This window comes from Herbaspirillum sp. C7C2, from assembly GCF_022627865.1.
Lineage (GTDB): Bacteria > Pseudomonadota > Gammaproteobacteria > Burkholderiales > Burkholderiaceae_D > Herbaspirillum > Herbaspirillum frisingense.
This window is the reverse complement of record NZ_JABXGI010000011.1, coordinates 86639-99224: the sequence shown is the minus strand read 5'-3', so window position 1 is coordinate 99224 and position 12586 is coordinate 86639. Positions and strand designations below refer to the sequence as shown.

Below are 12586 nucleotides of genomic sequence, written 5' to 3'. Positions count from 1 at the left end.
AAGAAAGATTCATGGAAAAGATTGCACACTACATCGGCGGCCAGCGCGTCGATACCAAGAGCGGGCGCTACGCCGATGTCTTCAACCCGGCGCAGGGCGTGCCGGTGGCACAGGTGGCGCTGGGTACGGTCGATGAGGTCGATGCCGCAGTGAAGGCGGGCGTAGCGGCTTTCCCGGCCTGGTCCAATACGCCGCCGCTGACCCGGGCGCGGGTGCTGTTCCGCTTCCTGCACCTGATCCAGCAACGGGCCGACGACTTCGCCCGCATCATCGTGCGCGAGCACGGCAAGACCTTCTCGGATGCCCAAGGCGAGGTGGCGCGCGGCATCGAGATCGTCGAGTTCGCTGCCGGCATTCCGCAGATGCTCAAGGGGGAATACACCGACCAGATCGCCCGTGGCATCGACGCCTGGTCGATGCGCCAGGCACTGGGCGTGGTGGCCGGCATCACGCCGTTCAACTTCCCGGCCATGGTGCCGATGTGGATGTTCCCCATCGCCATCGCCTGTGGCAACTGCTTCGTGCTGAAGCCTTCCGAACGTGACCCCTCGGCCGCGCTGCTGATTGCCGACCTGCTGCAGGAAGCCGGCCTGCCGGACGGCGTCTTCAACGTCATCCAGGGTGACAAGGTGACCGTCGATGCGCTGCTGGATCACCCGCAGGTCAAGGCCATCAGCTTCGTCGGCTCGACCCCGATTGCCGAATACATCTATGCCCGTGGCTCGGCCAAGGGCAAGCGCGTGCAGGCCCTGGGCGGCGCCAAGAACCACATGGTGGTCATGCCCGACGCCGACATGCAGCTGGCCGTGGACGCCCTCATGGGTGCGGCCTATGGCTCGGCCGGCGAGCGCTGCATGGCGATCTCGGTGGCAGTCGCCGTCGGCAGCGCCGGTGACGAACTGGTGGCGGCCCTGGCCGAACGCGCTCGCAAGCTGAAGATCAACGAAGGCATGGCCGCCGGTGCCGAGATGGGTCCGGTGGTGACGGCTGCCGCCAAGGAACGCATCGAAGGCCTGATCGGCCGTGGTGTCGAAGAAGGCGCCACGCTGGTGGTGGATGGCCGTGGCTATCAGGTGCCGGGCTTCGAGAAGGGCTTCTTCGTGGGCGGCACCCTGCTCGACCAAGTCACGCCGGAGATGACGGTGTACAAGGAAGAAATCTTCGGCCCGGTGCTGTGCGTGCTACGTTGTCCCGACATCGCCAGCGCGGTGGAACTGATCAACGCCCACGAGTATGGCAATGGCGTGGCGGTCTATACCCGCGACGGTGGCGTGGCGCGCGAGTTCGTGCGCCAGATCGAGGTCGGCATGGTGGGGGTGAACGTACCGCTGCCGGTGCCGATGGCCTTCAGCAGCTTCGGCGGCTGGAAGCGCAGTCTCTTCGGCGACCATCACATGTACGGACCGGAGGGCGTGCGCTTCTACACCCGGGCCAAGGCGGTGATGCAGCGCTGGCCCAATACCGCCAGCGCAGGTGCGGAATTCGCTTTCCCGCAGATGAAATAAACAGGACAGACGGCATGAAATTTTCATGCCGTTTTTCTTTTGTGCGGACGCAGGCGCAGGTATGCTGAGGCAGCATCCAGGAATGGCATGAAGCAACTCACGCAAGCAATGGTGCAGAAAACGTCAGCCGCTGGTGCAAACAAGGAGACCCTGAACCCACAGGATAAGAATCGTCAGTGCGGCCTGCACCAAAAGCAGATACGCTGGCGAAAAGCTTAGAAAATACAGACCGTCGTGGCAGATCGGTGGACACACACCGACAGCACGGGACAACGGCAAACTATCTGGAGACACGCTCATCGGAGCGGCAGGAGGAGCCCTCATGCAGGCTCACGCCACGCGGCGCAAATGCGCGCCGCTGCTGCGTTTTTTGCAATCACGATCTCTGCTTTCCGCGCTTGTCGGAAGGCAGCACACCCCTATGGTTCCAGGCTTTTCCGCCGGTTTGTGGCGGTGGCTTCTTCACGTCTGCGCAATCCATCGATGTTCACCATTTCCTAAGTTTCATGGGAGCGATGGGCATGGAAATTGCGTTGATGGGCAGTAATGCAGTGTTGCGCATTTCCATGGATGTCATCTGTCTGTCATCTGTCAATCGTTAGCTTCGAGGGAGAAACAAGCATGATCAGCCGTCGCAATTTCCTGAAACTGTCCGCCCTGGCCGCACCCGGCGCACTGACCTACCACGATGTGTTTGCCCAGGCAGAGAGCATCGCCTTCGGTTGCCCGGTGCCGATGTCGGGCCCCTTCGCGGCCAACGGCAAGTTCGCCGACATGGGCATGAAGCTGGCCCTGCAGAAGTACGGCAAGGTGCTGGGCAAGAGCACCAGCTATACCAACCTCGACACCGAAGGCAAGCCGGCCACGGCCGTGCGCAAGATGCAGGAAACCATCGAGAAGGGCACCCGCTTCTTCGCCGGCGGCATCCTCTCCGGCGAGGCCCTGGCCATGGGCAAGGAAGCCGACAAGGCCGGTGCGGTCTTCATCACCACCGCCGGTGCCGACGAGATCACCGGCAGCGACTGCAACCGCTCCACCTTCCGCTGGTCGGTGCCGACCTTCGGTGCCATCGAGCAGACCGTGCGTCCGCTGCTGGAAAAGCTGCCCAACGCCAAGCGCTGGTACACCATCACGCCGCAGTACGTATTCGGCGAAGGCCTGCTGTCTGCGGCCAAGAACATCTTCAAGGAAAAGGGCATCGAACACGTCGGCAACAGTTACCACTCGCTGACCGAGAAGGAGTTCTCCGGCTATCTGACCAATGCCATGGCGGCCAAGCCGGACGTGCTGCTGCTGCTGAACTTCGGCTCGCAGTCCTCGGACACGCTGCGCCAGGCGGTCAGCTTCGGCATGAAGAACAACTGCACCATCCTCATGGCCTGGGCCTCGGGGCTGGAACAGTTCGAGACCCTGGGTGCGGACATCTGCGACGGCGTCTACTTCGGCGCGCAGTATTGGCATGCCATCGATTCGCCCTTCAACAAGGAATTCGTCAAGCTGGTCAACGACAACCTGAAGATCGATCCGAACTACAGCCTGGCCGGTTCCTACATCTGTACCAAGATCATCCTGGACGCCATCATCAAGGCCAACAGCACCGACCCCAAGGCCGTCATTGCGGCCATGGAAGGCATGAAGTACGAGGGCCTGACCGGTACCGAGGAAATCCGCAAGGGCGACCACCAGGTGATCAAGAACTACTACCTGCTCAAGGGCAAGGCCAAGTCCAAGATGGCCAACAAGAACGACTACGCGGATATCGTCTCCTCCGGCAAGTCCTTCCTGCCGCTGGAAAAGACGCAGTGCAAGCTGTGATGACCTTTGCCCTGAGGCTCAGCGAGTCAGAAACCGTTCGGACTGAGTAGCCGCCCTAGCGGCGTATCGAAGACGCGACACCCGGCGCAACCAGGACGGAGCGCCTTCGATACGACCCTGCGGGTCTACTCAGTCCGAACGGTGACCGAGGCATTACCGAACTTCCTTGTTCCCCTCACGAGGTTCCATGAACATCTATCTGCTGCAGATCGCCAATGGCGTAGGCATCGGCATGCTCTACTTCCTGCTGGCGGTGGGCCTGTCGATCGTCTTCGGCCTGCTGCGCTTCGTCAATTTCTCGCATGGCGCCTTCTTCCTGCTGGGCGCCTACCTGTGCTTCCAGGTCACCGACCTGGGGCTGAACTTCTGGTGGTCGCTGCTGCTGGCCCCGCTGGCCGTGGGCCTGTTCGCCTGGGTGGTGGAGCGCTTCGTGCTGCGCCACGTGTATGCACTGCCGCATCATTTCCACATCCTCTTCACGGTTGGCATGGCCCTGGTGATCCAGGAAGCGGTGATTTCCGTCTGGGGACCGCTGGGCAACAATGTCTCGCCGCCCGACGTGCTGCAGGGGGTGGTGATGTGGAGCGGTTTCGTCTATCCCAAGTACCGGCTCTTTGTCATCGGCCTGACCGCCGTGATGGCGCTGCTGCTGTGGTGGGTGCTGGAAGGTACGCGCCTGGGGTCGATCGTGCGCGCCGGTTCGGAATCGACCGAGATGGTGTCGCTGCTGGGCCTGAACATCAACCGCATCTTCAGCCTGGTGTTTGCGCTGGGGGCGGCCACCGCCGGCCTGGCGGGCGCACTGGCGGCGCCGATCCGGGGTGCTGACCCCTTCATGGGGGTGGAGGCGCTGGGGATTGCCTTCGTGGTGGTGGTGGTCGGCGGGCTGGGCAGCTTCTGGGGGGCGCTGATCGGCGGCATCCTGGTGGGCATCGTACAGAGCGTGATGAGCACGGTCTGGTCCGAGGGCGCACACCTGATGATCTATGTCGCCATGGCGGCCGTCATGCTGCTGCGTCCGAATGGCCTGCTGGGCCGGCCGGGCGCGGCCTGAGCTTTTCTGCACGGGAGTTTCCATGAAACAGATTGCGCATTTCCGTTACACCCTGCTGGCCGCCGCCGTGGTGCTGCTGTTGCCGCTGCTGCTCAGTTCCGGCACGCTGGCCACCGAAGTGCTGGTGTTCGCGCTGGCCGCGCTGGGCTGCAACCTGCTGCTGGGCTATACCGGACTGATGTCCTTCGGCCAGGGCATCTTCTTCGGCGTGGGCAGCTATACGGCCGGCGTGGTGCTGCTGCAGCTGAAGCTGGCGCTGCTGCCCTCGCTGGCGCTGGCGGCACTGGGCGGCGCCCTGGTGGCCCTGCTGGTGGGCTGGTTCTCGATCCGCCAGCGCGGCACCTACTTCGTGATGCTGACGCTGGCCTTCGCCCAGATGTTCTACTTCCTGGCCTATACGATGAAGGACGTCACCGGCGGTGACAACGGCCTGCTGGATATTCCGCGTCCGCCGCTGTCGCTGTTCGGCCTGACACTGCTGCCGACCACCTCGTCGTGGCAGTACTACACGGTGGTGGCCATCCTGTTCGTGCTGGTGTTCTGGCTGCTGCAGCGGGTGGTCGATTCGGTGCTGGGCAAGACCCTGCTGGCGGTGCGCGAGAACGAGGCGCGTGCCTCGGCGCTGGGCTATGACGTGCGGCTGCTGAAGCTGGCGGCCTTCGTCATCTCGGGTGCGGTCACGGGGCTGGCCGGTGGCCTGCACGCGATGATGACCGGGGTGGCGCCGCTGTCCAACATCGAATACCACACCAGCGAGGCGATCCTGGTGATGACCGTCATCGGCGGCACCGGCAACCTGTTCGCCTCGCTGCTGGGTGCCAGCTTCTACGTGCTGGTGGGCAACTGGCTTTCCAGCCTGTGGCCGCGCTGGCTGATGTTGCTGGGCCTGCTGCTGATCGCGGTGAGCCTGTACATGCAGAAAGGCCTGTTCGGTCTGGCGATGAAGATCATCGACAGCGTACGCGGCACCAAGGCCAGGGAGGCCGAGCCGCAGGCCGCCGTCACCCAGGAGAAGCACCCATGAGCCGCCCCATCCTGCAAGCGGTCAACGTGACCAAGCGCTACGGCAAGTTCACCGCCGTCAACGGCATCACGCTCGATATCGAAGGCGGCACCGTGCATTCGGTGATCGGCCCCAATGGCGCGGGCAAGACCACGCTGTTCCATACCCTGACCGGGACCACGCCCATCACCGAAGGCAGCATCCTGGTGGAGGGCGAGGAAGTGTCGCACCTGCCGGGCAACCGGCGCGTGCAGAAGGGACTGGCGCGCTCGTTCCAGGTGACCAGCCTGTTCCCCAACCTGAGCGTGCGCGAAAACCTGCGGCTGGCAGCACAGGGTCGCGCTCCATTGGCCGCACTCAATCCCTGGAAGCGGGCCGAGCAGTTCGAAGCGGCCTGCGCGCTGGCCGATACGCTGCTGACGCGCCTGTCGTTGCAGACGGTGGCCGAACGCGCCTGCGCCGAACTGTCGCACGGCCAGCAGCGCCGCCTGGAAGTGGGCATGGCCATGGCCGGGCGACCCAAGGTGATCTTCCTGGATGAGCCGACCTCGGGCATGGGCATCGACGACATCGCCGAGATGAAGCAGTTGATCCACGGCCTGCGCCACGACTATACGGTGGTGCTGATCGAACACAACATGGACATCGTGATGGACATTTCCGACCGCATCACCGTGATGCAGCTGGGCCAGATCCTGGCGCAGGGCAAGCCGGCCGAGATCCGCAACGACGAACGGGTAAGGCTTGCCTACCTGGGCAGCATGATCACCGGAGGCAAGGCATGATCCTGCAAGTACAAGACGTTCACGGCTACTATGGCAAGAGCCACATCCTGCAGGGCATCTCGCTGGAGGTCGATGCCGGCGAGGTGGTGACGCTGCTGGGGCGCAATGGCGCCGGCAAGACCACCACCCTGAAGAGCATCGTCGGCGTGGTGCCACCGGCGCAGGGACAAGTCCTGTTCGAGGGCCAGCGTATCAGTGGCCTGCCTTCGTACAAGATCGCCGCGCGCGGGGTATGCCTGGTGCCGGAGCATCGCGGCATCTTCAAGCTGCTGACCGTGGAAGAGAACCTGACCATGGCCGCGCGCAAGGAGTCGGCCTGGGGGCTGGAAGAAATCTACACCATCTTCCCGCGCCTGAAGGAGCGCCGCAGGAACGGCGGCGGCCAGCTCTCCGGTGGCGAGCAGCAGATGCTGGCCATCGCGCGGGCACTGATGACGCATCCCCGTGTGCTGATGCTGGACGAGCCGGTGGAAGGCCTGGCACCGGTGATCGTGGACGAGATCGTGGCGCAGATCAAGGAGATCAAGGCCACCGGGATGTCCATCATCCTGGTGGAGCAGAACCTGGAAGTCTGTACGCAACTGGCGGACCGCCATTACATCGTCGAACAGGGACGCATCGTCTATAGCGGCAGCAATGCGGACTTCCTGGCCGACGACCGCGTCAAGGACCGTTATCTGGGCGTCAATCTGGCGGCATGAATGACGATGGAGCGTCCTTCGATACGCCGCTGCGCGGCTACTCAGGTCGAACGGGGTGGGGATGGCTTTACGCACGCGTGGTGGCGTCCCCTCCTCCCGTTCGGCCTGAGTAGGCCGAAGGCCGTATCGAAGGATTGCCGGTAGCAAAATCAAACAAGGAATCCATGATGGAAATGAAGACCGAAATTACCCCCCTGCGCGTCGATGGCGCGCGACTGTGGGATTCACTGATGGAGCTGGCCAGGATCGGCGGCACGCAAAAGGGGGGCGTGTGCCGCCTGGCGCTGACCGACCTGGACAAGCAGGGCCGTGACCTGGTCACCTCCTGGGCGCGTGCCGAGGGCATGAGCGTAGTGGTGGACCAGATCGGCAACATCTTCATGCGCCGGCCCGGCCGCAACAATGCCTTGCCGCCGGTGATGACCGGTTCGCACATCGATACCCAGCCGACCGGCGGCAAGTTCGACGGCAACTATGGCGTGCTGTCAGGCATCGAGGTGATCCGCACGCTGAACCAGCACGGCATCCAGACCGAGGCGCCCATCGAGGTGGCGGTCTGGACCAACGAGGAAGGCTCGCGCTTCGTGCCGGTGATGATGGGCTCGGGCGTCTTCTGCGGCGCCTTTACGCTGGAACATGCCTACAACGCCACCGATATCGACGGCAAGAAGGTGCGCGATGAACTGGAGCGCATCGGCTACATCGGCGACCAGGTCTGCGGTGACCATCCCATCGGCGCCTACTACGAGGCCCACATCGAACAGGGGCCGGTGCTGGAAAACGCCGACACCGTCATCGGCGTGGTGCCGGCGGTGCTGGGGCTGTCCTGGTACGACTGCACGGTGACCGGCTTCGAATCGCACGCCGGTCCGACACCGATGGAAATCCGCAAGGATGCGCTGCAGGTGTCCACGTACATCATGCAGGAGGTGGTGGCCATCGCCCACCGCTACCCGCCCTATGGCCGTGGCACGGTGGGTCAGGTGCAGGTGATGCCCAACAGCCGCAACGTGATCCCGGGGCAGGTGAAGTTTTCCATCGACCTGCGCAACGTGAGCGACGAGTCGCTCAACCGCATGCATGAAGACCTGGTGGCCTACCTGGAGGCGATGCGCCAGAAGACCGGGCTGTCCATCGAGCTGGAGCGGGTGTCCTACTTCCCGCCCTGCCCCTTCCATCCGGATTGCGTAGACAACGTGCGCGCCGCCTCCGCGGCGCTGGGCTACAAGACCATGGACGTGGTCTCCGGCGCCGGCCATGACGCCATCTACGCGGCGCGCCTGGCGCCGGCCGGGATGATCTTCGTGCCGTGCAAGGACGGCGTGTCCCACAACGAGATCGAGGACGCCCGTCCCGAGCACCTCGAAGCCGGCTGCAACGTGCTGCTGCAGGCCATGCTGGCCAGTGCCGGCGTGGTCAGGGATTGATGCAGGAAAGTGATCATGAAACCGAAAATCGTCATTGCACGCATGAATCACGAGACCAATACCTTCTCGCCGATTCCCACTCCCCTGGACGCCTTCGCCCCGCAATGGGACGAGGCGGCCTACCGTGACCAGAAAGGAGCGCGCACGGCCATGGGCGCCTTCCTTGATATTGCCGAGGGGCTGGGCGCGGAGATTGTCACGCCGCTGGCAGCCTGGGCCAATCCCAGCGCCGCCGTGGCGGCCGATGCCTATACCGTGATGTGCGACGGCATCGTGCGGGCCATCGAGGCCGGCTGCGATGCCATCCTGCTAGACCTGCACGGCGCCATGGTGGCGGAGAACGCCGACGATGGCGAAGGCGTACTGCTGGAACGCATCCGCCGCATCGCCCCGCATACGCCGCTGGGGGTGGCGCTGGACCTGCACGGCAATGTCACGCCCAGGATGGTGGCCAATGCCGACGTGATCGTCAGCTTCAAGACCTATCCGCACGTCGATATGTACGAGACCGGCGAGCATGCCGGTCGCCTGCTGGTGGCCCTGCTGCAGGAGAAATCCCGCCCGCGCCTGGGCTGGCGCCAGGTGCCGGTGCTGTCGGCCACGCTGACCAGCAATACCTCGGCCTCGGCCATGCAGCGCGCGGTGGAGGCGGCCAAGCAGGCCGAGCAGCGGCCGGGCGTGCTGGCGGTCTCGGTGCTGGCGGGCTTCCCCCTGTCGGATTTCCATGATGCCGGCATGTCGGTGGTGGTGGTGGCCGAGAACGATGCTGCGCTGGCCGATGCCGTGGCCGACGAGATCGGCCGCCAGATCTGGGCTGAGCGCGATGACTTCGTCTATGACAGCCTGCCGCTGGCGCAATCGCTGGCGCAGGCCCGGCAGCTCGCCGAAGCAGCCGGCAGCGGTCCCGTGCTGTTACTGGACCATAGCGACAACGTCATGTCAGGCGGCACCTGCAACACCATGGACGTGCTGGAAGCGGCGCTGGCGGCCGGCCTGGAAGGCATTGCCGTCGGCCCCATCAGCGACCCCGAGGCGGTGGCGCAACTGGTTGCCGCCGGTGTCGGCGCGCAACTCACGCTGGCGGTGGGCAACAAGGTGGCGCTGAGCGCCCAGGGCATCACCAAGGTTCCGCCGGTCTATACCGGCAAGGTGCTGGCCATCAGCGATGGCCGCTTTACCGTCACCGGACCGATCTATACCGGCTCGACGCTGCAGATGGGACGTAGCGTGCTCCTCGATATCGGTGCGGCGCGCATCGTCATCACCGAGGAACGGGTGGAGCCCTACGACCTGGGCGTATTCACCAGCCTGGGCCTGGACCCGGCACAACAGGCCTTCCTGATCCTGAAGTCGCGCATGTATTGCCGTCCGGTATTCGTACCGATCAGCCGCGCGCTGGTGGAATGCGATTCCGACAGCGGCGGGCCGACCAGTGCCAATTTCAGGCTGTTCCCCATCAAGAAGATACGGCGTCCTATCTATCCGCTGGACGCGCGGATGGACTGGTAGCCCTCTCATCACCCCTCTGAGCATGCAGGCAGCCAGGCAGGCTGCCTGCATGCTGCAATGGCATCTCGCAACAGTCCCCCAAAAGTACATGGTGCAATCACCGCCGCCCATGGTAGGCTGACCCGCTCTGCCCGCGGATTCTGAAGGCCGGGTGCGCAGACAGGGAAATCGTTTATATCTTTATTGCATCTCCGCAGCGGCGCTCACGACGACAACTATTCACCAACGCCAGCCCGTTGCGGCAACCTTGGGAGGACGACATGAAGAACCTCAAGATCGGCGTGCGCCTGAGCATCGGATTCATATCCTTGCTGATGCTGATGGCATTGATGGTGGGGCTGGGGGTATGGCGCCTGGGCAGCATCGGCGACGCCTCCGACGACATGACCCGCGTGGCCCTGGCCAAGGAGCGCGACTCCGTGCAATGGCACGCCGCCATCAAGGAAAACGGGGTGCGCACCCTGGCGGTGATGAAATCCGACGACGATGCCTTCCAGGCTTACTTCCAGAAACAGATCGATGCCCAGTCGGCCCAGATCAGCCAGCTGCAGAAGCGGGTCGAGGCGGCCATCGTGGACCCCGAGGAAAAACGGCTGTTCGACGAGGTCGGCCGGTTGCGGGCCGCCTATCGCGCCACGCGACAGAAGATCTTCGACATCAAGACCGCCGGTGATGATGCCGGGGCGCGCGTGATGACCGATACCACGCTCATCAAGATGATGGATGACTACGCCGACGGCGTGCTGCGCTATGCCGAATTCCAGAAGAAGGCCATCGACGCGGCGGCCGCGGAGATCCATCACAACTACCGCGCCGGACGCAGCATGTTGCTGGTCCTGGGGGGCATCGAGATCGCGCTGGGGGCGCTGCTGGCCTGGGCGCTGACGCTGAGCATCACGCGGCCGCTGACGCAGGCCATCGCGGTGGCCGAGACGGTGGCCGCGGGTGACCTCACTTCACGCATCGATAGCAGCAGCCGCGACGAGACCGGCAAGCTGCTCTCCGCCCTCAAGCGCATGAATGGCAATCTGCGCGACATCGTGGCGCGCGTGCGCAGCGGGACCGACACCATCACCACCGCCTCGACCCAGATCGCCACCGGCAACCTCGACCTGTCGGCGCGTACCGAGCAGCAGGCCGGCTCGCTGGAAGAAACCGCCTCGGCCATGGAACAGCTGACCTCCACCGTCAAGCAGAATGCCGACAATGCGCGCCAGGCCAACGCGCTGGCCGCGCAGGCCTCACAGGTCGCCAGCCGGGGGGGTGCGGTGGTGGATCAGGTGGTGCAGACCATGGGGGCGATCCATGCCTCGTCGCAAAAGATTGCCGACATCATCGGCGTGATCGACGGCATCGCTTTCCAGACCAATATCCTGGCGCTCAATGCGGCGGTGGAAGCGGCCCGGGCCGGTGAACAGGGACGCGGCTTTGCGGTGGTGGCCTCGGAGGTGCGTTCGCTGGCGCAGCGCGCGGCAGCGGCGGCCAAGGAAATCAAGGTACTCATCGACGAGTCGGTGCAGAAGGTCGACGATGGCAGCCGCCTGGTGGAACAGGCCGGCGGCACCATGCAGGAAGTGGTGCAGAGCGTGGTGCGGGTGAGCGAGATCGTGCGCGAGATCACCCTGGCCAGCCAGGAGCAGAGCGACGGCATCGAACAGGTGAACCTGGCCATCACCCATATCGACGAGGCCACGCAGCAGAACGCGGCGCTGGTGGAAGAGGCCGCCGCCGCGGCGCGCTCCATGCAGGACCAGGCGAGCGCGCTGACGCAGGCGGTCAGCGTGTTCCGCCTGGACGCGACGGCACTGGTGGTGATCGATCAGCGCGGGACGTTGCCCTCGACCGTGGTGCGATAGAGCGTGCGACGCAGGTGCTGCGGGGTGATGGCGGCGTAGTGCTGGGTGCTGCGGTTGTCCCAGAACACCAGGTCATGCGCCTGCCAGTGGTGGGTGTAGACGTTGGCCGGGCGGGTGATGTGGGCGTGCAGTTCCTTCAGGAGGGCATCGCTTTCGTCACGCGGGATGCCGACGATGTGCGAGGTGAAGCCTTCGCTGACGAAGAGGATCTTGCGCCCGCTCTCGGGGTGGGTGATCACCACCGGATGCTCAACCGGCGGCACTTCGTCGATCTGCTGTTGCGTCAGCGGTGCGCGCCACGGCGAAAGCTTGCGCAGGCGCTCGTAGCGATAGACGTAGGAGTGCACGGCGCGCTTGCCGTCGAGCAGGGTCTTCAGCGCGGCCGGCAGGCTGTCCCAGGCGGCGGCGGTGTTGGCGTAGAGCGTGTCGCCCTGCTCGGCCGGCAGTTCCTGCGAATGCAGCAGGGCGCCCAGGCTGGGACGGGGCATGTAGGAAAGGTCGGAGTGCCAGTCGGCACCGGCATCCACCAGACCGATGGGCTTGCCGCCCTCGACCACGTTGGAGACGATCAGGATTTCCGGATGCCCGGCCAGGTGGAAGCGGTTCAGCACGTGCACCTGCAGCGGGCCGAAGCGGCGGCTGAAGTCGATGTGCTGCTCCGGCGTGATGCGCTGGTCGCGGAATACCACCACGCCGTGTTGCACCAGGGCGCTGCGGATGCGCGCCAGTTCGGGGTCGGAGACGGGCAGGTTCAGGTCGAGACCGAGGATTTCCGCGCCCAGCGGGGCGTCGAAGGGACGGATCTCGAATTGCTGTTGGGTCTGCTGCGTGCGTTCCGGTGTGGCGACCGACATGGGGGCTCCTCTTGCGCTCTGGCCTGACGATCCCGGACGCGGCGGCCCGGGCAGGAAAGTCCTTATTACACCCCCCG

General features: G+C 64.6%; 10 protein-coding genes. 9 read left to right on the top strand and 1 reads right to left on the bottom strand.

The genetic code is table 11. The features are described from left to right. The first annotated feature begins 11 nt into the window (after positions 1-11). The 9 genes from HWE04_RS15560 to HWE04_RS15520 all read left to right on the top strand — a co-directional run bounded on the left by HWE04_RS15560 (position 12) and on the right by HWE04_RS15520 (position 11655). Entirely contained in the window at positions 12-1505 is a 1494-nt protein-coding gene (locus HWE04_RS15560) for a CoA-acylating methylmalonate-semialdehyde dehydrogenase (protein WP_241812965.1), read from the top strand. Positions 1506-2126: 621 nt separating this feature from the next. Then, on the top strand, positions 2127-3320 hold the full coding sequence (locus tag HWE04_RS15555; protein WP_006461127.1) for an ABC transporter substrate-binding protein: 1194 nt from the start codon (positions 2127-2129) through the stop codon (positions 3318-3320). A gap of 187 nt (positions 3321-3507) precedes the next feature. After that, positions 3508-4374, top strand: coding sequence for a branched-chain amino acid ABC transporter permease (locus HWE04_RS15550; RefSeq protein WP_006461126.1), 867 nt, complete (start codon positions 3508-3510; stop codon positions 4372-4374). 22 nt (positions 4375-4396) lie between these two features. Beyond that, entirely contained in the window at positions 4397-5398 is a 1002-nt protein-coding gene (locus HWE04_RS15545; RefSeq protein WP_077234847.1) for a branched-chain amino acid ABC transporter permease, read from the top strand. After that, positions 5395-6162, top strand: coding sequence for an ABC transporter ATP-binding protein (locus HWE04_RS15540; RefSeq protein ID WP_241812963.1), 768 nt, complete (start codon positions 5395-5397; stop codon positions 6160-6162). The genes HWE04_RS15545 and HWE04_RS15540 overlap by 4 nt, the downstream gene beginning before the upstream one ends. After that, positions 6159-6863 carry an ABC transporter ATP-binding protein gene (locus HWE04_RS15535; RefSeq protein ID WP_241812961.1) on the top strand — a complete coding sequence of 235 codons (705 nt, stop codon included), beginning with the start codon at positions 6159-6161 and terminating at the stop codon, positions 6861-6863. Before HWE04_RS15540 ends, HWE04_RS15535 begins: the two co-directional genes overlap by 4 nt. Before the next feature lie 167 nt (positions 6864-7030). Next, positions 7031-8290: a Zn-dependent hydrolase gene (locus HWE04_RS15530; protein WP_241812960.1), complete on the top strand. Its 1260-nt coding sequence runs from the start codon at positions 7031-7033 to the stop codon at positions 8288-8290. Positions 8291-8305: 15 nt separating this feature from the next. After that, positions 8306-9799 (top strand): M81 family metallopeptidase, encoded by a 1494-nt coding sequence (locus HWE04_RS15525; protein ID WP_241812959.1) that lies wholly within the window; start codon positions 8306-8308, stop codon positions 9797-9799. A gap of 260 nt (positions 9800-10059) precedes the next feature. Next, the gene (locus HWE04_RS15520; RefSeq protein ID WP_241812958.1) at positions 10060-11655 is read left to right on the top strand and encodes a methyl-accepting chemotaxis protein; all 1596 of its coding nucleotides are present in this window, start codon (positions 10060-10062) and stop codon (positions 11653-11655) included. Here the strand turns inward: HWE04_RS15520 and HWE04_RS15515 are convergent. After that, positions 11619-12509, bottom strand: coding sequence for a TauD/TfdA dioxygenase family protein (locus HWE04_RS15515; protein ID WP_241812956.1), 891 nt, complete (start codon positions 12507-12509; stop codon positions 11619-11621). The two genes, HWE04_RS15520 and HWE04_RS15515, sit on opposite strands and share 37 nt — an antisense overlap. Between the last annotated feature and the right edge of the window lie 77 nt (positions 12510-12586).